This is a genomic window from Pseudomonas sp. J380, from assembly GCF_009827115.1.
Classification (GTDB): domain Bacteria; phylum Pseudomonadota; class Gammaproteobacteria; order Pseudomonadales; family Pseudomonadaceae; genus Aquipseudomonas; species Aquipseudomonas paracarnis.
The window spans coordinates 3223023-3246007 of the sequence record NZ_CP043060.1; the positions used below are offsets into that span (position 1 = coordinate 3223023).

Consider the following 22985-nt stretch of genomic DNA (forward strand, 5'->3'; position numbering starts at 1 on the left):
AGAGGCAGGCGATATCTTTAAAAAAATTTCTTCCGATGGAACTGGTGGCAAACAACCCGCCACACAGTTCAGACACATCTGGAGTAAAAATCATGGACTTTCACGGAAACCTGAAAAACCATTTATTGAGGCAAGTTCAGGCTGATATCAAGCGGGTGAATACGGCCTATAAAGATCCGGAAGCGCTCGATGCAGATATCGATTACTTCAGCAACCTCATGAAACAACAGAAGCTCTCAGTCATCGCGTTCAACGAACACACGCGCTCCAGACATACACTGCTCAAAACAGCGCTGGATGGCGTGCAATAAGTTGCAAGCACTCCTTGCCGGTTGGCTGAATGGCCACGAAGAGCAGCTCACCTTGTTTGAGAGCGACGACGAAATCATCTTTCAACGCGTTTCGAACAGACTGCTGGTAAAGGTCCAGTTGACCCAGGCGGGCGATCACAAAGCCCAGTTGCGCACCTGGATGCGCCTGGGAGGCCCTAGCCTGAGCTATTTTCACGGTGCAGTTGCATTGGCGCCGACCACCGGTGCGCTTTGGCTTATTCAATGCGTGGAGAGGGGGCACGGCGAAGCGCTGGCGAAGTGTCTCGAGTCCCTCCTCAACCAACGCGACACCTGGCGCGCCGTCGTCGCGCGCCAGGCGCGGCCTGTACGCACATTCATATCCACGTCGCTGCGCTCGACACCGTACTAACCAGAGACTTTCCCATGCCTGATAAAAACGACAAGCACAAACGCTTGCGCCCTCACGTACCTGCTTTTACTCCCCGCGCCGCCTGGTGTTGGCTCATTATGCTGCCTGGGTGGCTACTACCACTGGATAGCGCGCTGGCCGCAATACCTCCTGAGTGGAAGAACACGGCCTACGCTTATGAAGCCCAGCACAAGCCAGTGCGCGAAGTGCTGGAGGATTTTGCCCAGACATTTGGTACTCAGCTCCAGGTCGAGGGCCTGCTCGAAGGTAACGTCAACGGCAAGATACGCGCAAATACGCCGCAATCATTGCTCGACCGGTTGGGGGTCGAACACCGTTTCCAATGGTATATGTATAACAACACCCTCTATATCAGCACCCTGGACCAGCAAGAATCCGCGCGCCTGGAAGTCTCCTCCGAGACCATCGCGGACCTCAAACAAGCGCTGACCGATATAGGCTTGCTCGACAGTCGTTTCGGCTGGGGCGAGTTGCCGGAAGACGGTGTTGTGCTGGTCTCCGGCCCGAAGGTTTATATCGAACAGATCAAGCGCTTCAGCAGCCAGCGCCGTTCTACGGATGAAAAACAGAGCGTGCTGAGCTATCCACTGAAATTCGCCAGCGCGGCGGATCGCCAAATGGAATATCGCAACGAAAAAATCATCATCCCCGGTGTAGCCACCATGCTAAGAGGGCTCCTGGAACCGCGCTCACCCTCATCGTCTTCGGCGCAGTCTCAACGCTCCATCACCCAGCCCCCGTTCATCACACCGGTGGTGCCACGCTTGAGCAACCCGTTGCTGGGGCAAATGCTCGGCTCCACGCCGACAACCGGGTTGAACGACTCGACCGATACGGGCATGTCAATCACCCGGCGGGTCCCCCTCAGCCCTGCCCGTATCCGCGTCGAAGCCGACTTGCGCAATAACGCCATCCTGATTTATGACGTGCCGGAACGGCAGGCAATGTATCGCGAACTGATCACCCAGCTCGACGTGGCACGCAAACTGGTGGAAATCGATGCCATCATCCTCGACATCGAGCGCACGCAACTGCGCGAATTCGGGGTGAGATGGGGCTTTCAGAACAGTCGCTTCAGTGGCGCAGCCAACATGATTTCCGGCAACGCTCAGCTGACAATTGAAAACCGCGGTCGTTTCGACGCGGAGATACGCGCGCTGGAAGCCAAGGGCCTGGCAACCATGGTGTCCAATCCGTCAGTCCTGACACTGGAAAACCAGCCAGCGGTAATTGATTTCAACCGGACCCAATACCTGACTCGCGGTCGGCAGAACGCTACGATTTTACCGATCACCGTGGGTACCAGCTTCCAGGTCGTGCCCCGCGTCATCACGAGCCGTGGTGGCCATCAGATTCAGCTGTTGGTAGATATCGAGGACGGTAACTTCGAAGAGGCCAACCCTACTCCCGGTAGCTTCGATGTACGCCGAGGCAAAGTCAGCACCCAAGCCATCATGGCCGAAAAACGTTCGCTCGTGGTCGGTGGTTTCCACGTCACCGAAAGCACCGACAAGCACAGCAAAGTACCCCTGCTGGGGGATATTCCGCTGTTGGGCAAGGCGTTGTTTTCCTCCACTGAACGACAGAACAATCGGCGCGAACGTCTATTTATCCTCACGCCACGCGTTATCGGCGACCAGACCGACCCGTCACGCTACCTGCCCCAGGCAGACCAGGTCGAATTGCAAGCCGCTCTCACCCCCCTGGCCAGGCGCTACGACCCTCACCAGCCAGTGATCAAGCGCAGCGACATTATCAGTACCCTGGCGCACCTGGTCACCGGGCAAGTGCCCAAAGCCTTCAAGGTAGCGCCGATGCCCCTGGGGCTGAACACCTTGTGCAGTACCCGCAACTTGCTGGCGCTGAACACCGAGCGCAGCCAGTGGTACGCCGGCCCGCAGTACAACGTAGCCGTGGTGGTGCTGCGCAACCAGTTCAATCGCAATGTGCGCATCGACGAAAAGGAATGCAGTACTTCGCAAACCCTGGCCGTGAGTGTCTGGCCCCGCGCCTGGCTCAAGCCGGGCGAGGAAGCAGAAGTGTTTATCGCCATGCGCCCGGTGGTCAAGGATGAACACATCAGCGTGCCCCGTCCCTCCCTGATCACTCCAACTCAAAAGGCCAAGCCATGAAACATCGCTCGCTGTACGTCACCCTGATCGGCGCGGCGCTGCTCGTCGCCGGTTGTACGCCCACCTGCAAGGGCGACTCCTGCTCACGTCCGCAATCGTCCAAGGACAAGCTGGTGATTTGGTGGCCTTCACAAACGCGCGTCGAACCCGGCCCTGCCGGAGAGCGTCCGGACTATCAGACGGTGTCGCTGGAACGATGAGCGCCCAGGGAACCCCGGCCGATGAACGCCAGGTCTTCCTCGACAGCCTGGTGGGCGGCTCTGCCGCCCACCTGACGCTTGGCCCGGGGGTAACAGCCAGCAACATGCAAGCCGGAACCCGTCAGGGTCTGGCCCTGCACGTGGCTCGCGAGGCGCTGCAAGCCTCACAATTGCAGAACGCGCTGGAGCGGCGTTTCGAGCAGGCCGTGGCATTCGATGGCTGCTTTATCTACATTGACGCCCAGGACGCGCTGGTGATCTGGCATGCACTGCCCCCACAGCCCAACCTGCTCGACAGGCTCCTCAGCCGAATGTTGTCGTTGGCCAACCTTGAAACCCTGGATGCGCGTACCCGGCGCTGATCAACGCAGATCAAGCTCCGGCAATTCCAGGGTTTCACGCTTGGCCTCATCATCAAGCTCGCGCAGGGTGCGGTAGATCAATGCCACGGCCTGCAGGGTTTCACGAGGAATTGTCGCCCCCAGCTTGTTCGTATACAGCGTACGGGCCAGCCACACGCACTGGATCACCGGTACATCAGCCGCTTTGGCGCGAGCGATCAACGCACGGGCGTCATCATCAGTCCCTTTGCTCACCAGCAGGGGCAGCGGCGTTTTGCCGGGGCGGTAATACAAGGCCACGGCAAAGTGCGTCGGGTTGACCACCAGCATATCGGACTCCTCCAGCTTGGGCAGCTTGACCTTCGGCTCCTCCTGGGCCAATTGCTGCGCCAGGGCGCGGCGCTGCCCCTTCACGTGGGGATCGCCCTCCATGTCCTTGTACTCTTTCATGACCTCGACCTGGGTCATGCGCATGCGCTTGGCAAAAAAGTATTTCTGCATTGCGAGGTCGATAAGCGCCAGCACCAGCAATAACCCGAGACAGGCATGCAGCAGATAGCGGAACAGGGCGATCAATCCCAGGAGGTAGCTTTGCAGATCGCTGGTGGCCATATTGATCAACGCCCCCAGGGAAGGCCAGATCACCACGTACAGGATCAGGCCCAGCAGTGTTGCCTTGACGATGCTCATCAACAGGTTCATTACCGACTGGGCAGAAAACATTTGCTTGAGTTGGCTGAGCGGGTTGAGACGATTGAAGTCGAGCTTCAAGGCGTCCGGCGCGAACAGAATCCCGAACTGCATCCAACTGCTGACCAGCTTCGTGATAATCGCCACCGCGGCCATCAACAGGGCGAAGGAGAAAAACAACATCAAACCTTCGACCATCACTTCTTCCAGCGCCTGCGGGAAAGGCAAGGACAGACGCGTGATCGGCAGCAGCATCAACTGCTGGAAACGTTGCAGGCTGCTCTCGGCGGTGAACAAGGCGATTTCGCTGATAGCTGTCAGCACCAGTAGCTTACCCACATCCTGGCTTTGGGCGACTTGGCCTTTCTTACGCTGATCACGCAGCTTCTTGGCTGATGCGGGGTGCTTCTTTTCCCCCGAATCACTCATGACAGCGAGACCTTGAAGAACACGCCCAGGGAGTGCTTGAGGTCTTTAAGCAAGCCCATGCGCCCGACGATCAGGTCCTGCAGCAACGCAAAATACAACAACAGCACACCGATACCCGCCAGGCTCTTGAGGGGCGGCGCCAGCGTACTCACTTGCAATTGCTGACTGTAGACCCCCAGCAGCGCGATGCCGAACTCCAGCAACAGCAGCACCGCAATAAAGGGGGCAGCGTAGAGCATCATGTGCGTGAAGGTATCGCCAAGCAGGCCGACAAATACATCGAACCCATCGGCAGCGGGCAGTGGAAACCACACCGTCGGTGGCCAGAGCAGATAGCTGTCCCAGATCACCTGCGTCAACGCCCCGAGGCCCATACTGGCCATCAGCAAAAAAATCGCCAATTGTTTGAACAGATGCCCGGCCGGCGTCGCGTCTGGCCCAAGCGAGGGGTTGAGCTGACCACCGGCCAAAGCGCCCCGCTGGTTATCCAGCAACGCCCCGACCGACTCGAACAGCCAGAACGGCATCGACAGCAACACGCCCAGCAATAACCCCAGGGCCAACTCTTTGAGGACCAGCCCTCCGAGCATCAGCGCCGAGTGTTCCTGGCCCTCCAGCAAGACATGAATGGCAGGTGCAGGCAGCAGTGCCATGACCACCACAATGGTGTGCCGCAGCATGCCGCGTATATGTTGAAAACAGAATGCCGCCACGAGGAAAGCGCAGGGGTATATACGCGCCATGGCGACCAGCAGGGAGGGCAAATATTCAAGATATAACAGCACAGGCAGACCTCAGTGCAGGGCCGATCGACCGATCATGTCAAAGGTCAAGTTCATCAACTGGATCAACTCCACACCGATCCAGCGACCGGTCATGATCAGGGTGATCCCCACTGCCACCAGCTTGATACCGAAGGGCAACGTCTGGTCCTGGACCTGCATCAGTGCCTGCACCAGGGAGGTCATGACCCCCACCACCACCGCCACGATCAGCGGCGGCGCCGTTAGCATGACTACCAGCAACATGCCCTGCTTGAACAGTACGATGGGTTCCATAGGTCACTCAGAGATAGGAAAAGAACAGGCTGTCGAGCAACCGCGACCACCCGGAGACCATCACGAACAAGAGCAATTTGAGCGGCAGGGAAATGGTCATGGGCGAGACCATTTGCATACCCAAAGCCAAGAGGAGATTGGAAACGATCAGGTCAATCACGATGAAAGGGATATAGATCAGAAAGCCGATTTCGAACCCCGCCTGCAACTGTGACAGCACAAAGGCCGGCGCCAGCAGGATCAGGTCCTCACGTTGGACCTCCTGCGCCATCTGCGCCGGCCACATGCGCATGGCATTTTCCAACAGGTGGGTAAGAATATCCGGGTCACTGTTGCGCAGCATGAAGGTGCGCAATGGTTTGATCGCCTCCATTCCCGTCTGTTGGAGTGCGCCTACGCTGGTCAGGTCCAGGGGCGACACCTTGACGATCTCGGCCATCTCATAGCCTACAGGCGCCATGATGAACAGGGTTGCCGCCAGGGCAATACCATTGATGGCCATGCCCGGAGGCACCTGCTGCACACCGATGGCATTGCGGGTGATCATCAGCACAATCACGATCTTCAGGAACGCCGTGCAGACGACCAACAGCATGGGCATCAACGACAGTGCCCCAAGAAATATTGCCAGGACGACCGGATCTATTCCCTGGAAACTATTCATCGAGAAAAGATCACGCGAGACATCTGCAGCCCCAGCCGCCCGTCCACTTCAACCAACTGGCCCAGGCCGAGGGGGCGGTCGCCGTAATAGAGACCGGCAGTGCCGGGGGCATAGCCGGCAACCCCCAACACCGCGCCGGGCGCAAGGTTGCGTAATTCGCCGAGGGTCAGGTTCAGCGTACCGCACCGTACATTGAGCGCCATGCTCAGCTCGTCGAATGGTTCATGCCCGAACACATCCATCACCGCTGTTTCATCCTCATGCTCTGAGTAGGGCTGTGTTGCAAAATCCTCATCCACAAACATATCCTCGATAGAAGTAAGGGTCAGGCGCATCGGCCCGGACTCAGCGTCGATCCAGCCCACCAGGCGCTGTTTGCCAACCTGCACGTGGCCGGCTCCCGACGCACTGAAAAAGGCTCGCTCAAGCACCAGCACGTCACCAGCCCGCAAGCCGCGCAGTTGGTGCATGGACAACCGCAGGTGCCCAAGCGTTACGTCAACCGCCAGCCGAAACTGCGCCGGCATCGGCTCAGCCCTGGATCGCCACGGCCCCGCCTTGCATAGCGCCAGAAAGCTCTCGACAGACAGCCACAGATAGCCCGCCACGCGAGAGGCCCCAAGCGTCACGCAGAGTCGACAACCAAAGTTCATGGGGCGAGCGCCTGGCAGCAAACGCAGGTACCCAAACAACGCCTGCACCTGAGGGCTCAGATGATGCTGGAACAACTCCCAGAACCAGGCGTCCGGATCATTCCCGGCCTGCTCGAGCGTCACGGGGCATTCACCCATCAAGCTGAACTGTGGTCCTGGCTCACTGAAGGCCAAGACGCCACAGGCGGTTTCGAAGCAGAGCGGCTGGATGCCCACAGGAGCAGTACCAGGCTCCATTCTCAACTCGCCACTCGACCCAGCGACCTCGAACGGCATACACAACCCTTGCCCCAAGCGCTGCCGGGCAACCGCAATATCGGTTTTGAATCTGGGAAGTATCAAAGGTGGCAGCATCATGCCTACGTCGATTTTGCCAGATACAAACTGACAGGCTGGCGCAGGCTCTGCGCCAACCGTTGCTCACATTGTTGGCGTACACCACTGAGCCAGTGCACCGTATTGTCTTGCTCTGCATGCAGCTCGACGTTCCAGCCCCCCTGCTCCCGGCGGATACTGGCGTTGATCCGCCCCAGGCGGCCCAGGTGAAAAACAGCCATCAACGGCCATTGCGAACCAACGAGCATTCGCGGCGCCAACTGCTCGGTCAGTGCCCCGATCATGGCGACATCGCCCGAGGCTTTGATTCCGTTCAGAGACGCTCCATACCCCCCGCTGTCCTGGCCCCCATCGTCAAACAACCGGGCGAACAATCGCCCTTGCTCCCAAGGCACCAGGGTACCGAATTCAGGTGCACGATCATCGCGAGACTCGCGCGGACGCTGACGTTCAGGCGGACTAACTGAAACCTGTTTCATATCGGCTCCTGCCTCAGTAACTCAGATAACTCTTGTATTTTTTCTACCTGGCGCAAGCACAAGGTGACGTGTTTCTGCGCCTGGCCGACCCGTGCAGCCCGCTCTTGCTGCTGCTCTTGGAGTTGCAACAATTGGCCTTCTTCACGCCGGGTACCCGCCGATAATTGCCGCTCCTTGGCACTCCAGTTTTTCAGCGCCTTGAACGTCACCACCTGCCCCTGGTGCTGACTCAACAGCTGCGCGCATTGCCGGGCCTCTTCCAGGCGGGTTTGCTCGAGGATTTCCTGCGCCTCCCGGATATGCGCGACCAGCGCTTGCTGCGCCCTTTTTGCCTCACGCAGCGCACGCTCGGCGCGGTCTGCACGGTGTCGGCGCAAACGTCGCAGGGTATCGATTTCAGCCGGTAACACTTCAGAATGGGACATGGGCGGTCAGCTCAGCCAATTGGTCCATGGTGGCGGCAAGCGGCGAAGGTTCGCGCAAGTCCTGGCGCAGAAAGCCATCTACCGCCTGCCGACTGTCAACAGCCAGGTCGGTGAGTGCATCGTTGCCGGGCTGATACTCCCCCAACTTGAGCATCAGCTCGATCTGCTGGTAAGCCGACAGCAAGCGTCGTAGCGCCGTGCCGGCACGGATATGCACGGGCTCGGCAACATTGCTTAGAATCCGCGAAAGGCTGGCCAGGACATCGACCGCCGGGTAATGGCCGCGCTCGGCCAGCTTGCGCGACAGGACGATATGACCGTCGAGCAGAGAGCGCACCTCATCCGCTACCGGATCGTTCATGGAGTCCTGTTCGATCAACACTGTATAGATGGCCGTGATCACGCCTTCACGGGTCAAGCCGGCACGCTCCACCAGACGTGGCAGCAAACTGTAGACCGACGGCGGCAGACCACCGCGCCCCAAGGGTTCACCGGCAGCCAGGCCGATTTCACGTTGGGCCCTGGCAAAACGGGTCAGAGAGTCGATCAGCAACAGCACCCGCTGGCCCTTGCGCCGGAAACCTTCGGCCAGCGCAGTTGCCGTGAACGCGGCACGCGCGCGCTCCATGCTTGAGCGGTCGGAGGTTGCACACACCAACACGGCCTTGGCACGCAACTGCTCATCCAGTTCATGATCGAGAAACTCGCGCAGTTCCCGGCCCCGCTCCCCGATGAGACCGAATACGATCACATCGCACTCCACGTTACGGGCGATTTCGGCCAACAAGGTGGTCTTGCCACAACCGGCTCCGGCAAACAGCCCGACACGCTGGCCCTCCCCCAGGGTCATCAGGCCATCAATCGAGCGCACCCCCGTAGCCAGTGCGCGGTTGATCCGCGGCCGTTCGGTAGGAAGAGGCGCCTCGCATAACACTGTGGTCGCCCCAGGGGTGTCCGCTTCCACGAACGCGCTCACACCATCGCCCGCAATCGGGCGGCCAAAACCATCCAGCACCTGCCCCAACAACTCATCACCGACCCGGACCTGATGCGGAACCCCCAACCGCTCGACGCTGGCGCCTACACGCACGCCTTCAAGGTTGCCCAGGGCACTGAGCACCGCATCGCGCTGATCGAACCCGATGATCTCGGCGAGCATGTAGTCGCCCGGCCCTTTTTCGACTTTGCATAGGTCACCAATACGTGCCTGCGGCAACCGGCACTGCAGCAGCATGCCGTTCACGCGCTGGATACGACCGAGCATTGTCACCGGCGCGAAACTGCTCAACGCCTGTGACTGGTTCAGTTGCCAGGCCTCCAGACGCTCCTGCAGCGCCCCCTTCACCAGCCCACCTCATAGCGTTGCTCGCCGTCAAAAACCACTTTGCTGTTATCGATCAAAACCAGGCGCAGGCCATCCACTTCATCACCCACGAATAAGCGGCTTCCTTCCTCCAGCACCACGTGGCCATTCGGGCCACCCACTATCTGCGAGATCTTGAACGGTAGCCTGCCTTCGCGTACCCGTACGCGACTGAGCACCGGCACCACAGTGTCGAATTGCTCGGCAAAACGGTCGAGCATGCGCGCAATCAGTTCCACTTCATCCTGGGAAACAACACCATTGAGGGCAATCTGACCATTGACGATCTGCAAGCTGACGCGCTGGAGCAATTCACGTTCGTTGAGCATCTTCATGAGTTGCTGACGCACCTCAGCGGGTGAGTCCAACCCGGGTTTCTGAATGACCGCCGGCATCAGCGATGCCTGGGCCTCACGCTCACCGCTGAAGATAATGCCGACCGCAGCGATGATCACGGCGCATAGCAGAACCAGGCTGACCAAGCGTTTTTGCTGCAACAAGGGAATGGAAGACAGCGTCAGCGGCAATGGCGCCTGGGGCAAGGGCTCCGTTGCCGGCCGGGGCGGCTTGAGCACCGATGCCTGCCGCCAAGGATGATCGGCAGGGCAGACACACAAGCTGACGGGGCCAATCATAAACGGCGTGTTGAGTGCCAGATCGCCGATCTGCGCCAACATTTGCCCATCGCCGTTTTTCAGCAGCCCCGCTTCAGCCTGCACCGACCAGCGCCCTTCGAGCAATAGCAGGCGCGCGTGGTGCTCGGCGATACCGGGATCATCCAGCAAGAGATCAGCGTCCGCGTTGGCGCCAAGGCTCCACTGCTCACCAAACAGAGGCAGCGCGGCCCCTTGATGCAAACCATCCAACACTCGGAGTTCGAACATCAGTACGTCCCCCCGTACTCTGCAAGTAGCGCTGTGTTCATGCCAATGTCCCGTGCATCAACTCATCCTGGCCAAGGTCAAAACGCCCCAGCACCTTGACCTTGGAAGTGCTTCCCAGCTCGGCGAAAGACAACACCGGCACATGGTTGAACTCCTCAAGCAACAAGGTGCGCAAGGGGCTGCGCAAGTCTTGCGCCACCAACAACACACTTTTTATTTTTGCCCGTGCACTGAAGGCCTGGTTGAGCAGGTTGACCAGCGCAGCGCTATTATCGCCGTCGAGTGCAAAGAACACCCCGGTCTGGGTCTGGCGCAGCGCCTCGCGCAGGATGTTTTCGGTATGCGGTGACAACAGCCAGGCATGCAGCCCATCGGCCTCGCTGTACTGGTGGTAGATCTGCGACTTGAGGGCAATGCGCGCATAGTCAGCCAGTGCTTCCGGCTCGCGTTCGTGCTGGCCATATTCGATCAGCGATTCGACAATCAACCTCACGGCGCGCAGCGGAACCCCTTCGCTGGCCAGGCGTTGCAGCACCGCCGAAAAGCGCGAGATCGGCATGATGCGTTGCAGTTCCTGCACCAGCTCGGGTTGGTTGTTCTCAAGCCAACTGAGGATCGACTTGCTCTCTTGAATCCCCAGGAACTGCGGCCCACTGAGCATCATCGCCTTCTTCATGCGGTCGACGATCAGGCTCGTCGCCGTGAAGCGCTCCAACTGCGCGTCATTGAGCAGTGGGTCGTCGGGTGGCAGCCAGAGCCAATCCTGCTCATTGCGCTCGGCCAATCCCGGTACGCCATGCTCAGGCTCAACCGTCAGGGCGCTGCGCTCCACGGCAACGTGCTGGACCACCGACGCCTTGACCATGGGTACCTCATGGACGCAGAAGCGCATTTCATCATCGTCCAGCGAGTCATCGATCTCGACTTCAAACGGCGGCAACGTCAGGCCAATATTGGCAACCAGGGAATTTCGAACCTGACGGATTCCGTGAATAAGATCGGTCACCTCAGGCGTGCCGCGCAAAGCCGAGGGAAACTGCAGCAGATAGGGCCGGGACGGATCAAACCCGCGCAGATCCTCTTTGCCATTTTCTTCAGGCCGCACGGCTTCGACGGCTTCGGCTTCTGGCTGCGCTTCACGTCGGCGCCGACGGTCGAGGTAATAACCCAAGGCGCCGGTCATCATCGCCAGCAGAATAAACACCAGGGTCGGCATGCCAGGCACGATCGCAAACACAAGCATGGCCACCGAGGCGATCATCCAGCTCTTGGGCTCACTGGTCATCTGGCGTGCGATCTCGGCGCCCATGTTCGTGATGCCCTTGCGCCCTTCCGGTGCCACGCGGGTAATGATCATGCCGGCGGTGAGAGAGATCAACAGCGCCGGTATCTGCGCAATCAGACCATCGCCAATCGTCAGCACCGAATACAGCGCCATTGAGTCGGCGGCGCTCAAGCCATGTTGGAACATACCTGTGGAGAAGCCGCCCAACAGGTTGACCACAACGATGATCAACCCCGCGATGGCATCCCCCTTGACGAATTTCATGGCACCATCCATGGCCCCGAACAGCTGACTCTCGCGGGACAACTGCTCACGCTTGTCCCGCGCTTGCACGCCGTCAATCAAGCCGGCACGCAAGTCACTGTCGATGGACATCTGCTTGCCCGGCATTGCGTCCAGGCTGAAGCGCGCCGCCACTTCGGCAACCCGCTCAGAGCCCTTGGTGATCACCAGAAAGTTGACCAGGGTCAGGATTAGAAAGATCACCATCCCAACAGCCAGGTTGCCGCCCACTACGAAATTGCCGAAGGCCTCAACGATATCGCCGGCGTCCTGTTCGAGCAGGATCAAGCGCGTCGTTGCGATCGACAACGCCAGGCGGAACATGGTGGTCAGCAACAAAATCGACGGGAAGGAAGAGAACGCCAAAGGCCCGGGCAAGTAAAGCGCGAGCATGATCAACAGGCAGGCAATACAGATATTCAGCGCAATCAGAATGTCCACCAGCCAGGTAGGCAGCGGCACGATGAAAATGAACACAATGGCCATGATCACCACCGCGCCCAAGACCTCGGCACGCTGCGCCACCTTGAGCAGTACACCGTTGAGGGTGGACAGCACGCTCACGCCAGGATAGTCGAATTAGGAAAACCAGGGCGTATGCGTTCGAGGCGAGCAAGCTCGTCCATCACCAGCAGAAAATTGTGCAGCGCCTCTTGGCGTGATTTGCTATCCGGCCACAAGGCCTCGGGCAACTTTTGAAACAGCTTATAAAGCGCATTGAGAGACACGAGTTTTGATGTGCTGGCCCCCATATCTTCAGCCAGGCGCATGACTTCATTTGTCACGATGCCGGTGTCTGCATAACCCAGCATGCGTCGCAGCAGGCTTACCGCATGCATTTCGATTGCAAGGTTCTGAATCAGCTCACGACAGCTGCATAACACCCCGCTCAATGCGCCACATTTGCCCAGTCCTGTCAGCAAGGTGCGCAACATTGCCGTAGGGACGGAGGACACATGGGCGGCAATGTCGGCCGTCAGGGCGCTGGACATCATTTTCAACCCATGTGCAAAACGGTCGTCACTGTAGATGCCGAGCAGCGCGTGCATCATGGTCGCCAGGGATTGCCGTGTCACCACACTGGCGTAATAGAGCGCGCGCAGCGCCTGGAGCTCTTCTGGATCGCCACTCTTCTTATGCAAGGCCATGGCAATATTCAGGCCCGCCTGGATCTCCCCTTTGAAGCGGATCTCCAGCTTGGCAATTGCATCCCGCGCCAGGTCGGCTTCGGAGTTGCGCACGTCGGCCTCGGCCTGCCCGCACACCGCCTTGAGTACCACGAAGGTGCGCGCCGGATCACCGCCAGTGAGCTCCAGCAATGTATCGATGCTGGGTTGCGTGAGTAATTTCTGCCTGATTCGACGTACTACCGCGGCAAAGCTTTCCTGGGCCGGATGCCCCAACTGCTCATAGAGCTGCGCGAGCACCTGGACAGGAGGCACACGCACGTCAATTACACGCTTATCCAACGTACGACTGCTGGATTCCACCTCCTGACTGAAGTGCAGAGAAAGATCATCGACACCTTGGCCTGGCTCAGGTTTGGCGGCCGGGCTAGCGGTGGGGAGTTCCACCCGCGGGATCATTGGCACTTCGTTGGTAGATTCGACTTTCATGGGCAGGCCAGTACAGGAAGAGAGTGTCCATATGTGGTCAGGCCCGCCCAGATGGTTCCACTGAAACTCACTCATCCAACAAGATGAAAAAACCCGCACAGGTCCCTGGTGCCTTTTGCAAATTACTGCACAAAACCACCACGACCATAACGTATTTATTTATATAAATCATATGGTTACACAATGATTCTCCTTTGGCACAGGCAGTGCAAAAGAGGTAACCGCCGAAACTATTTCGACTGCGTCTACCTTAAGGAAAAATCATGAATATCCCTATTGAAGCCCTCGTTCACCTTGGTGGCAGTTCGCCTCAATTCATGCTCCATCTGACAGACGATCAACAGAAAAAACTTCGCCGTTTCATTCACAAACGGGTCCTGAACCCGGAAGACGCGGATGATCTTTTGCAATTGACTTACCTGGAGGCCTGGCGCAATCGCGAACGTTTCAGTGGTACCGCGACACTCAGTACCTGGATGTGCGGCATCGCGCAGAACCTGATCCGCAATCACTTCCGGCGCCTGTATGCCAAGCCTGCACATTGCGAATTCGACGAGTCGCTGTGGCATGGCCATGAAGAAAACCACAGCCTGGACTGGGAGTTCGAAGTCAACCGGCGCTTGGAAAATACCCTGAGTGCGATTGACCACTTGCCGACCGAGATGCGCAGAACACTGTACGCCTCGCTGGAAACCGACGGCAGTTACCAGGACACCGCCGATGTACTGGACATTCCTATCGGCACCGTGCGCTCGCGCTTGTCACGGGCCCGCGAACAGCTCAAGCGCGTCACCCACCCCCCACTGCATCGGTAAGTTGAGTTAGCCAGTCACGTGTTGGGCGACAGGGATATCTGCCCAACATTGTCGGACATGGCCTGCGAGTAAACCTTCGAAGACGCCAAGCGCTTCCACTCCCCTCATCCACAACGCATTCGTCACCGCCCGTCGCCAAAACCAGCGCTTTGGCTTAAACAGTTGAAAGCGTAGAAAAAAATTCTACAAAAACGCTTGACGCATTGCCGTTCCAAGCGAATAATGCGCGCCACTTGGCTACATAGCTCAGTTGGTTAGAGCATAGCATTCATAATGCTGGGGTCCGGGGTTCAAGTCCCTGTGTAGCCACCAAGTACTAAAAACGGCTTACCGAAAGGTAGGCCGTTTTTTTATGCGCGCAAAAAACTCCCTAACTGTATTTTGACGCCCCCCTACCCCACTGTTAGTGTCCAGCCTCCCCTGAACACGGAGTGCCCCCGATGCAACTGGACATCTACCAAGTCGACGCTTTCAGCCACCATCCCTTCGGCGGCAACCCGGCAGCAGTGTGTCCGCTCACCGAGTGGCTGCCCGACGAGCAACTGCAGCAGATTGCGGCCGAGAATAATCTTTCGGAAACCGCGTTCTTTGTACCCCGTGGCGAGTTCTATGAGTTGCGCTGGCTCACGCCGGAAGTTGAGGTGGACCTGTGCGGCCATGCCACGTTGGCAGCCGCGTGGGTATTGATTCACAAGTTGGCGGACGCCCCGCAGGTTCTGCGCTTTGCCACCCGTAGCGGCGAGTTGCGGGTAACGCGCAACGGCGATGAGCTGGCGATGGATTTTCCGGCAAAGAAACCCGAACGCTGCGAGCCGCCCCACGGCATGTTGAGTGCCCTGGGGCTTGAAACCGCCGAGGTGTTTGGCACCGACGACTATATTGTGCTGGTGGAAGATGAAGCGCAGGTAGCGACCCTCGCACCGGACTTTGCGCGACTCAAAGGCCTGCCTAAACGCGGTATTGCGGTGACCGCCAAGAGCACGCGGTTTGATTTTGTCTCGCGCTGGTTCGGCCCGAATGTGGGCGTCAATGAAGACCCGGTTACCGGCTCGGCGCACACCTCGCTGGCACCGTTCTGGGCCGAGCGCCTGGGCAAGTCACAATTGAGCGCCGAACAAGGCGGCCAGCGTAAGGGCCAGTTGCGCTGTGAACTCCAGGGTGACCGGGTGATTATTTCCGGCAAGGCCGTGCTGTACATGCAAGGCACGATTTACCTGTAAAAAACGCAGTAGCCCAAGGACCACAGCACCTTCTCAACATGAACGGAGTTCAGCGCGTGTTTTTGATTTCCCGCCGCAGCCTGACAGTCATCGCCGCAACCCTGGCCCTCGCAGCCTGCCACACGCCCGTCAACGAACAGCCTCCGGCGCCAGAGCTGGGTTCGGGCTATCGCACCGACCTGAGCACCCGCCACGCCGAGCGCCATATGGCCGCCGCCGCCAACCCACTGGCCGCTGAAGCCGGGCGTGAAATGCTGCGTCAAGGCGGCTCAGCCATTGATGCGGCGATTGCCATGCAAGCGGTATTGACTCTGGTGGAACCGCAGTCGTCCGGCATCGGCGGCGGTGCATTCATCATGCTGTGGGATGGACAACAGGTGCAGGCTTATGACGGCCGCGAAACAGCACCGGCCGGGGCGACAGAGCGTCTGTTCCTGAAGGCCGACGGTACGCCGATGGCGTTCACAGACGCGCAGATTGGCGGGCGCTCGGTGGGCACGCCTGGGGTATTGCGCGCCCTGGAGATGGCGCACAAAAAGAGCGGCCACCTGCAATGGGCCAAGCTGTTCGAGCCGGCAATTCGTCTGTCGGAGCAAGGCTTTGCCATTTCCCCACGCTTGCATAGCTTGATCGCCGCTGACCGCTTTATCGCGCAATCACCCGACATGGCGGCGTACTTCCTGAATGCCGACGGCTCGCCAAAAGCCACCGGTACACGATTGAAAAACCCGGCACTGGCCGCGGTGTTCAAGCGCATCGCCAAGGAAGGGCCGGATGCGCTATACCAAGGCCCGATTGCCGATGAAATCGCACGCAAGGTACAGGGCCATCGCAATGCCGGCAGCCTGTCCCAGGCCGACCTCAAGGGCTACACCGCCAAGCAGCGCGCACCGCTGTGCACCGACTACAAACAATGGAAGGTCTGCGGCATGCCACCGCCGTCCTCGGGCGGGATTGCCGTGGCGCAGATCCTGGGGACATTGCAGGCGCTGGAAACCCGCGACCCACGCCTGGCCATCGCCCCCATGACACCGGTCAAGAGTGTTTCGCCGGCCGGGCTTGAGCCGACACCCGAGGCCGTGCACCTGCTCGCCGAAGCCGGGCGCCTGGCCTTTGCCGACCGCGCGCTGTACGTGGCCGATGCAGACTTCACCCCCGTCCCGGTCGCCGGCCTCGTCGCGCCAGGTTACCTGGCACAACGCGCCACGCTGATCGGCGAGCGCAGCATGGGCATCGCCAAGCCCGGCCAACCCGCCGGTATTCAGGTGGCGTACGCACCAGACCGCTCGCCGCTGCGCATCTCCACCTCACAGGTAGTGGCGGTGGACGACCAGGGCGGCGCCGTGTCGATGACCACCACGGTTGAAGCGGCATTCGGCTCTCACGTGATGGTCCAGGGCTTTTTGCTCAACAACCAGATGACCGACTTCTCGTTCATCCCCGCAGAAAACGGCCAGCCTGTGGCCAACCGCGTACAACCGGGTAAACGCCCACGCTCGGCCATGGCGCCGACCCTGGTGTTCGACCGCAAGACAGGCGAACTGCTGGCTACCGTCGGCTCCCCCGGCGGCTCGCAGATCATCGAGTACGTGAGTAAATCCCTGGTGGCCATGCTCGACTGGAAGCTCGACCCGCAGGCGGCCATCAGCCTGCCTAACTTCGGCAGTCGCAATGGTGCTACCGAGTTGGAAGCTGGGCTGTTCAGCCCGGCGCTGAAACAGGTGCTCAAGGACAAGGGCCACGCCCTAAGCGAGATCGAGATGACCAGCGGCGTGCAGGCCATCGTGCGCACACGGGATGCCCAGGGCAAGGTGACGCTCAGTGGTGGCGCTGATCCTCGGCGTGAAGGTGAGGCGTTGGGTGATTAAGGTGTTGATCTATTCGTACAGGCTTTTAAAAAAAGAGCTGCAACCTTACGCCTTAAATCCTACGCAGAGCGCCAGAACTCATAGTGCCATGTCATCTTTTGCGAAAGAAACCTTCTTGAGCAGCCCCTTCTCACCTGCGATTTTCTGGCCCGCCCTTTCTTGCCAGAGGCTACGTCAAAGACGTAGAATTACGCGTGTTCACTCTCATAGAATCCCCTCTCTTCAGCAGGCAATGGCCTGATTATTGGACTGAAGATGAAAAAGGTATCTTCATGGCGTTTCTCGCCAGCCATCCTGATGCTGGAAATGTCATCCCGCGCTCGGGAGGTTGCCGAAAGATACGCTGGAGCCTGGAGGGCCGGGGTAAAAGTGGATCAGTGCGGGTTATCTACACCACACAATTGGAGTGCGGAGCAGTGGTTGCGCTACTGATTTATGGCAAGAGCGCCACGGAGAATATTCCGGCACATGTCCTGTACAAAATCGCAAAGGAAATGAACCATGCCACTCACTGATAAAGAACTGAAGGAACGTGACGCCAAACGCAATATAGGCGAAGAACTACTGACAGCCATTCAGGATGTCAAAGCGGGACGTTACGGTGCAGTGCAGCACGTTGAGGTCACTCAGGCTGCCGAAGCAAGAAGCAAGACAGGGCTCTCACAACCCAAATTTGCCGAGCTTCTGGGCGTGTCAGTAAGAACCCTTCAAGAATGGGAGCAAGGGCGTCGCGCACCTTCCGGAGCAGCACGTTCGCTACTGCATATTGCGGCCATAAGGCCGGACGTTTTTCGCGAAGTACTCAGTAACGCCTGATCGCGTTACTGCTTCGGGCCAATCACTGGCGGTTGATCTTCAAGCCCTTGCGCCCCGCATGCCGCTCCAGCGCCAGCTCGATCAACCGGCTCACCAGCTCGCTGTAGCTCATGCCTGCCGCCTGCCACAGCTTGGGGTACATGCTGATGCGGGTAAAACCGGGCAGTGAGTTGATCTCGTTGATCAGCACTTCGCCGTCCTGCGTCAGGAACACATCCACCCGCGCCAACCCGGCGCAGCCCAACACTTCAAACGCCTCAATGGCCAGGCTGCGGATCCGCTCGCTGGCGTCATGACTGATCGCCGCCGGCACCACCACCTGGGCGGCCTGGCCATCGATGTATTTGCTGTCGTAGGAATAGAAACCACTGCTCACCACGATCTCGCCACAACCACTGGCGATGGGCTCGTCATTGCCCAGCACGGCGCATTCGATCTCACGGCCCTGGACGGCGGACTCCACCAGCAACTTCTCATCAAACCCCAACGCCAGTTCAACGGCAGCGCGGTACTCGGCTTCGCTGCCGACTTTGCTTACCCCCACCGACGAACCCTGGTTGGCGGGCTTGACGAACATCGGCACACCGAGCTTGCCAGCGGCCGTTTCAAATGAGGTGCGCGCCGCATTAGCTCGCGTAAGGGTGATGAACGGCGTGACCGCAATACCCGCGTCGCGCAGCAAGCGCTTGCTGATGTCTTTGTCCATGCACACAGCCGAGCCGAGCACGTCGGAACCGACGAAGGGCAAGTCCGCCATGCGCAGCAAGCCTTGCAGGCAACCGTCTTCACCGAGGGTGCCGTGAACAATCGGGAAGATCACGTCGATGTGTTCCAGCATGCCCTGCCCGGAGGTTTCCACCACTTGCTGGTTGGCCTTGCCGGGCACCACGGCCAATTCACGGTTGGACTGGTTGAGGGCGATGAGCACAGGGTTTTCCTGGTTGAGCAGGAAATTGGAGGTGTCATTGAGGTGCCAGTGACCGGCCTTGTCGATACCGATCAAAACCGGCTCGAAGCGTGAGCGATCAAGGGCATCGACAATGTTGCGCGCCGATTGCAGCGAGACCTCATGCTCAGCCGAACGGCCACCAAAAATAATCCCTACCCGCACCTTGCTCATGACCCGGCCTCACTGTTGAAAGTAAGGCTTCTTACCATGGGTGGTTAGCGATTCGCTACCCGATGTGCATTGCCCCACACCTGCACAATCGTACAAGACCCCAGCAGACAACCGGTGCAGACTCAGTTAACGTGTTTCCACTTCCTTTTGTGACAAGTCACCATGGGCAACCCCATCCACTCCCTCGACTGGCTGCACCGCGCGCCCCACGCCAGTGGCCTTGACCGTATCGAGGCGTACTTTGCCGGCTTCGCCTTCGACCCTCATCGCCATGACACGTACGCCATAGGGCGCACGTTGTTCGGCGTACAGAGTTTTCATTATCGCGGCGGCACAACCCACAGCCTGCCCGGCACCACCATGGTGATCCACCCCGATGAAACCCATGACGGCCGTGCCGGCAGCGATGAAGGCTTCAAGTACCGGATGATCTATGTGGAGCCGGCGCTGATCCAGCAGATCCTCGGTGGGCAGCCGTTGCCGTTTATCCCCGGCGGCTTGTCCACCGACCCACGGCTGCACCGCGCCAGCGAAGTGTTGCTGCAAAGCCTGGATTGCCCGATAGACCCGATGCAAGAGCAAGATGCCCTGTTCGACCTGGCCCACGCGCTGAGCGCTGCGTCCGGGGCCATCATCCGCCGTAAATCCTTTGACTACTTTGCGGCCGAACGCGCCCGTGAATTCATCCACAGCGCCCTGGGCCGCAGCATCACCCTGGATGAAATTGCCGACCACGCCGGCCGCGACCGGTGGGCGTTATCGCGGGATTTTCGTTTGTTATTCGGCACCAGCCCCTACCGCTACCTGACCATGCGCCGACTGGACCTGGTGCGCCACTTGTTGGCCCAGGGCCAATCGTTGGTGGATGCGGCGATGACCGCAGGCTTCACCGACCAAAGCCACATGACCCGCCAATTTCGCAGCACCTACGGCATGCCGCCATCGCGTTGGGTGAAAATGCTCGGACGCTGAGTACTGGGTTGGAATACGTTCAAACTGTGGGAGCTGGCTTGCCTGCGATGCAGACACCTCGGTACATCAGATACACCGAGGTGATGCCATCGCAGGCAAGCCAGCTCCCACAGTTGATCTTCGTGGCTTTGCGCCTCTGTCAGAGCTGGCGCCCGACAATCGGTTGGCCAATGGCCAGGAAATTCCCGCCCGCCACATGGTGCAACGTGCGCAGTTCATCATGCCCGTCAAAATGCCAGCGGCCCTCGCTGAATACCCGCTCATCAGCATAGGCCGCGACCACTTCGCCCAGGAACAGGTCATAGGTCTGCTGATTATGCGGCTCGGGCAGCAGGCGGCATTCCAGCCAAGCCACGCAGCCTTCCAGCATCGGCGCCTCGGTGTGCTCACCGCTGAAAGTGTGCAGGCCGTAGGCTGCGAATTTGTCGGTTTCAACGCCGCGGGTATTGCCCACCGTCTGCACCAGATCAGCCTGCACAACACAAGGCACCTGCAGCACAAAAGTGCCGGCGCCTTCAAGTAGCTGGCGGGTCCAGGTGGCCTTGTCGAGCACCACCGCGACTTTCGGTGGTTCGAAATCCAACGGCATGGCCCAGGCAGCGGCCATGATATTGCGCTGGCCGTTGTGGGCTGCACTCACCAACACGGTCGGCCCGTGGTTGAGCAAACGGTAAGCCTTGGACAATGGGACGGGGCGACGGAACGTAGGGCTCATGGTCGATCAGCTCTGCAAGCGAGAAAAGACCTACGATACCTCAAGCACAAGCCCGACAGGTCAGCTCGACAGCTGATTGGCAAACTGCCCGACCGCACTCACTACTTTTTGCGCACCGTCCTGAATCTCGACGATCACGGTACCCGCCTCCGCCGCCAGGGCCAGGCCCTGCTCGGCTTGCGCACGACCGTCGGCCATCAAGGCCACCGCGTCGCGGGCCATGTCCTGGTTCTGGCGCACCACACCAACAATTTCCTCGGTGGCTTTGCTGGTACGTGACGCCAATTGCCGTACTTCATCGGCCACCACCGCAAAGCCACGCCCCTGCTCACCGGCACGCGCCGCTTCGATGGCGGCGTTGAGCGCCAGCAGGTTGGTTTGCTCGGCAATGCCGCTGATGGTCTTGACGATGCTGCCGATCACTTGGGACTGGGCATTCAACGCCTCGATGCCTTCACCGGCCTGTTGCATGTGCTGGGCCAGGTCGCGCATAACGTCCACGGCCTGGGTGACCACGGTGGTGCCGCGCTGGGCGCTGTCGTCGGTTTGCAAAGAGGTGCTGTAGGCAATATTGGCGGCCTCGGCCACTGCCTGCTCGCGGTTGACCTGGTCGGTAATGACCGTGGCGAACTTGACCACTTTGTACAGCCGCTCATTGGCGTCCAGCACCGGGTTGTAGGTGGCCTCCAACCACACCAGGCGGCCGTGGCTGTCCACACGTTTGAAGCGCGCGGCGACGAACTCACCGGCGTTCAGGCGCTTCCAGAACTGTTGGTATTCGGCACTGTTGTATTCCTGTGGCTCACAGAACATACGGTGATGCTTGCCTTCGATCTGCGCCAGGCTGTATCCCATGGCGCCGAGGAAGCGGTCATTGGCGGTGAGTACATGCCCCTCCAGGTCGAACTCGATCAACGCGGTGGAACGCATCAGTGCAGTGATCAGGTTTTCATGTTCACGCGAGCTCTCGATGGTGCGGGTAAGGTCGCTGGAAAAAATCGAAAACTGCTTGATGCGCCCCTCTGAACTGCGCACCGGCTGCACGATTGAGCGCAACCAGGCTTCCTTGCCATTGCCGCGCATCAGGCGTACGGCGCCGGCAAAGTGTTCGCCGCGGGCCAGCGCGTGCTTGAAGCGCAGTTGGAACTCGTCCTGGCGCACATGTGCCGGCACCAGGTCTTCGATAGCACGCCCGACAATCTCGCCCAGCGAATAAGCCAGTTCCTGCAGGAAGTTGGCATTGGCCCACTCCACACGGCCTTCAGGGTCCAGTGTCAGGCAGAGCATTTCGCTTTCCAGGCTCTCTTTCACCTGGAGCAAGCTCGACAATTCTTCGCGCAGAGCGGTCAGCTCCTGCTTCAGGCGGGTATTGAACATGGGGCACCGTTAGGCAAGTGAGGTAGGTGTACTCACTTGCATCGGCGCTGCCGGGGTTTTCTGAAGAGCGCTTGAGCCCTGGGCCGAACTATATTTTCAACCGCCATTGTTACGGCATACGCCCATGACCTGATATTCCAGGGTATTGAGCTTGCCGCTGGAGTCTTCGTAGGTCATGCGCGACGGTACGGCGTTGCACGAGCGGATCGGCGGCGTCACGTTGACGACCTTGGCAATGTCCAGGTCCATGCCATAGCGGTACGCCTGGACCTCAGGCACCGGCTTGCCTTTTTTGATGGCGTACGCGGCCATGGCTTTCTCATTGCGCTCCATCATCAGGGCAAAGGTGCGGTCCCCACCCCCTTCGGCCAGTGCGCCAAATGACAACACAGCCGTTAATACAGCCAAACCTGCTTTATAAAAGTTCATCGCGGTTTCCTCGACTGAAAAGTTCAGTGTCGAGATTAACCAACCCACCCTGACGGCAGGTTCACCAGAACATTACTTATTTGTTAGATGGTC

At 59.3% G+C, this 22985-nt stretch carries 26 protein-coding genes, 1 tRNA gene and 1 pseudogene; 12 read left to right on the forward strand and 16 right to left on the reverse strand.

From position 1 onward, the window contains the following. The first annotated feature begins 92 nt into the window (after window positions 1-92). Genes FXO12_RS14710 through FXO12_RS14730 form a run of 5 tightly spaced genes read left to right on the forward strand, consistent with a single transcriptional unit; the run spans window position 93 to window position 3417 of the window. Window positions 93-311, forward strand: coding sequence for a hypothetical protein (locus FXO12_RS14710; RefSeq protein ID WP_034128090.1), 219 nt, complete (start codon window positions 93-95; stop codon window positions 309-311). Window position 312: 1 nt separating this feature from the next. Continuing rightward, window positions 313-702 (forward strand): type III secretion system chaperone, encoded by a 390-nt coding sequence (locus FXO12_RS14715; RefSeq protein WP_034128091.1) that lies wholly within the window; start codon window positions 313-315, stop codon window positions 700-702. A gap of 14 nt (window positions 703-716) precedes the next feature. Then, entirely contained in the window at window positions 717-2855 is a 2139-nt protein-coding gene (gene sctC / locus FXO12_RS14720; RefSeq protein ID WP_054921807.1) for a type III secretion system outer membrane ring subunit SctC, read from the forward strand. Further along, window positions 2852-3055 (forward strand): HrpT family type III secretion system protein, encoded by a 204-nt coding sequence (gene hrpT / locus FXO12_RS14725; RefSeq protein WP_054897139.1) that lies wholly within the window; start codon window positions 2852-2854, stop codon window positions 3053-3055. The genes sctC and hrpT overlap by 4 nt, the downstream gene beginning before the upstream one ends. Further along, window positions 3052-3417: a hypothetical protein gene (locus FXO12_RS14730; protein ID WP_034128094.1), complete on the forward strand. Its 366-nt coding sequence runs from the start codon at window positions 3052-3054 to the stop codon at window positions 3415-3417. Before hrpT ends, FXO12_RS14730 begins: the two co-directional genes overlap by 4 nt. Here FXO12_RS14730 and sctU read toward each other — a convergent pair whose 3' ends face one another. From sctU to FXO12_RS14785, 11 genes are read right to left on the reverse strand one after another with little or no spacing between them, the layout of a single operon-like run. Continuing rightward, a complete protein-coding gene (gene sctU / locus FXO12_RS14735) occupies window positions 3418-4515 on the reverse strand; it encodes a type III secretion system export apparatus subunit SctU (protein ID WP_034128095.1) in 1098 nt (365 codons plus the stop codon). Then, window positions 4512-5300, reverse strand: coding sequence for a type III secretion system export apparatus subunit SctT (gene sctT, locus FXO12_RS14740; RefSeq protein ID WP_057977401.1), 789 nt, complete (start codon window positions 5298-5300; stop codon window positions 4512-4514). Before sctT ends, sctU begins: the two co-directional genes overlap by 4 nt. Before the next feature lie 9 nt (window positions 5301-5309). Next, on the reverse strand, window positions 5310-5573 hold the full coding sequence (sctS, locus tag FXO12_RS14745) for a type III secretion system export apparatus subunit SctS (protein WP_034128097.1): 264 nt from the start codon (window positions 5571-5573) through the stop codon (window positions 5310-5312). A 7-nt stretch (window positions 5574-5580) separates the two neighbouring features. Continuing rightward, window positions 5581-6237, reverse strand: a complete 657-nt coding sequence (sctR, locus tag FXO12_RS14750) for a type III secretion system export apparatus subunit SctR (protein ID WP_034128098.1) — start codon at window positions 6235-6237, stop codon at window positions 5581-5583. Next, the gene (locus FXO12_RS14755) at window positions 6234-7247 is read right to left on the reverse strand and encodes a FliM/FliN family flagellar motor switch protein (RefSeq protein ID WP_057977403.1); all 1014 of its coding nucleotides are present in this window, start codon (window positions 7245-7247) and stop codon (window positions 6234-6236) included. The genes sctR and FXO12_RS14755 overlap by 4 nt, the downstream gene beginning before the upstream one ends. Before the next feature lie 2 nt (window positions 7248-7249). Next, window positions 7250-7705: a type III secretion system HrpP C-terminal domain-containing protein gene (locus FXO12_RS14760; protein WP_054897141.1), complete on the reverse strand. Its 456-nt coding sequence runs from the start codon at window positions 7703-7705 to the stop codon at window positions 7250-7252. Then, complete coding sequence (locus FXO12_RS14765; RefSeq protein ID WP_054921802.1) at window positions 7702-8130, reverse strand: YscO family type III secretion system apparatus protein; 429 nt, start codon at window positions 8128-8130, stop codon at window positions 7702-7704. The genes FXO12_RS14760 and FXO12_RS14765 overlap by 4 nt, the downstream gene beginning before the upstream one ends. Then, window positions 8117-9475, reverse strand: coding sequence for a FliI/YscN family ATPase (locus FXO12_RS14770; RefSeq protein ID WP_057977405.1), 1359 nt, complete (start codon window positions 9473-9475; stop codon window positions 8117-8119). Before FXO12_RS14770 ends, FXO12_RS14765 begins: the two co-directional genes overlap by 14 nt. Next, window positions 9472-10377 (reverse strand): FHA domain-containing protein, encoded by a 906-nt coding sequence (locus tag FXO12_RS14775; protein ID WP_034128103.1) that lies wholly within the window; start codon window positions 10375-10377, stop codon window positions 9472-9474. The genes FXO12_RS14770 and FXO12_RS14775 overlap by 4 nt, the downstream gene beginning before the upstream one ends. Window positions 10378-10414: 37 nt before the next feature. After that, window positions 10415-12508 (reverse strand): type III secretion system export apparatus subunit SctV, encoded by a 2094-nt coding sequence (gene sctV, locus FXO12_RS14780; RefSeq protein ID WP_054921797.1) that lies wholly within the window; start codon window positions 12506-12508, stop codon window positions 10415-10417. After that, a complete protein-coding gene (locus tag FXO12_RS14785) occupies window positions 12505-13560 on the reverse strand; it encodes a TyeA family type III secretion system gatekeeper subunit (protein WP_057977408.1) in 1056 nt (351 codons plus the stop codon). Before FXO12_RS14785 ends, sctV begins: the two co-directional genes overlap by 4 nt. Window positions 13561-13823: 263 nt before the next feature. On the opposite strand from FXO12_RS14785, the gene FXO12_RS14790 reads away from it, so the two are divergent. The 6 genes from FXO12_RS14790 (at window position 13824) to FXO12_RS14815 (ending at window position 18279) form a co-directional block, all read left to right on the forward strand. Further along, window positions 13824-14375 (forward strand): RNA polymerase sigma factor, encoded by a 552-nt coding sequence (locus tag FXO12_RS14790; protein ID WP_054897146.1) that lies wholly within the window; start codon window positions 13824-13826, stop codon window positions 14373-14375. A 235-nt stretch (window positions 14376-14610) separates the two neighbouring features. Next, window positions 14611-14687: transfer RNA gene (locus FXO12_RS14795), tRNA-Met, on the forward strand. A gap of 128 nt (window positions 14688-14815) precedes the next feature. Then, window positions 14816-15595 carry a PhzF family phenazine biosynthesis protein gene (locus FXO12_RS14800; protein ID WP_054921791.1) on the forward strand — a complete coding sequence of 260 codons (780 nt, stop codon included), beginning with the start codon at window positions 14816-14818 and terminating at the stop codon, window positions 15593-15595. Window positions 15596-15633: 38 nt separating this feature from the next. Continuing rightward, on the forward strand, window positions 15634-17463 hold the full coding sequence (ggt, locus tag FXO12_RS14805; RefSeq protein WP_057977410.1) for a gamma-glutamyltransferase: 1830 nt from the start codon (window positions 15634-15636) through the stop codon (window positions 17461-17463). 194 nt (window positions 17464-17657) lie between these two features. After that, window positions 17658-17978 carry a transcriptional regulator gene (locus FXO12_RS14810; RefSeq protein ID WP_082631563.1) on the forward strand — a complete coding sequence of 107 codons (321 nt, stop codon included), beginning with the start codon at window positions 17658-17660 and terminating at the stop codon, window positions 17976-17978. Then, window positions 17965-18279 (forward strand): DNA-binding transcriptional regulator, encoded by a 315-nt coding sequence (locus tag FXO12_RS14815; RefSeq protein ID WP_019817027.1) that lies wholly within the window; start codon window positions 17965-17967, stop codon window positions 18277-18279. The genes FXO12_RS14810 and FXO12_RS14815 overlap by 14 nt, the downstream gene beginning before the upstream one ends. 22 nt (window positions 18280-18301) lie before the next feature. Here the strand turns inward: FXO12_RS14815 and ddlA are convergent, their stop codons facing one another. Beyond that, window positions 18302-19399 (reverse strand): D-alanine--D-alanine ligase, encoded by a 1098-nt coding sequence (gene ddlA / locus FXO12_RS14820; protein WP_057977412.1) that lies wholly within the window; start codon window positions 19397-19399, stop codon window positions 18302-18304. Between the two features lie 162 nt (window positions 19400-19561). Here ddlA and FXO12_RS14825 point away from each other — a divergent pair, with 162 nt between their 5' ends. Beyond that, complete coding sequence (locus FXO12_RS14825) at window positions 19562-20371, forward strand: AraC family transcriptional regulator (protein ID WP_057977416.1); 810 nt, start codon at window positions 19562-19564, stop codon at window positions 20369-20371. Between the two features lie 139 nt (window positions 20372-20510). Here the strand turns inward: FXO12_RS14825 and FXO12_RS14830 are convergent, their stop codons facing one another. The 4 genes and pseudogenes from FXO12_RS14830 to FXO12_RS14840 all read right to left on the reverse strand — a co-directional run bounded on the left by FXO12_RS14830 (window position 20511) and on the right by FXO12_RS14840 (window position 22892). Then, window positions 20511-21086, reverse strand: a complete 576-nt coding sequence (locus tag FXO12_RS14830) for a flavin reductase family protein (protein ID WP_057977418.1) — start codon at window positions 21084-21086, stop codon at window positions 20511-20513. 60 nt (window positions 21087-21146) lie between these two features. Then, window positions 21147-21578 carry a methyl-accepting chemotaxis protein gene (locus tag FXO12_RS29410; RefSeq protein WP_370712620.1) on the reverse strand — a complete coding sequence of 144 codons (432 nt, stop codon included), beginning with the start codon at window positions 21576-21578 and terminating at the stop codon, window positions 21147-21149. Between the two features lie 156 nt (window positions 21579-21734). Continuing rightward, window positions 21735-22463 (reverse strand): annotated as a pseudogene (locus FXO12_RS29415) (PAS domain-containing protein); the annotation flags it as partial. 96 nt (window positions 22464-22559) lie between these two features. Next, on the reverse strand, window positions 22560-22892 hold the full coding sequence (locus FXO12_RS14840; protein ID WP_014716799.1) for a DUF2790 domain-containing protein: 333 nt from the start codon (window positions 22890-22892) through the stop codon (window positions 22560-22562). Window positions 22893-22985 lie beyond the last annotated feature (93 nt).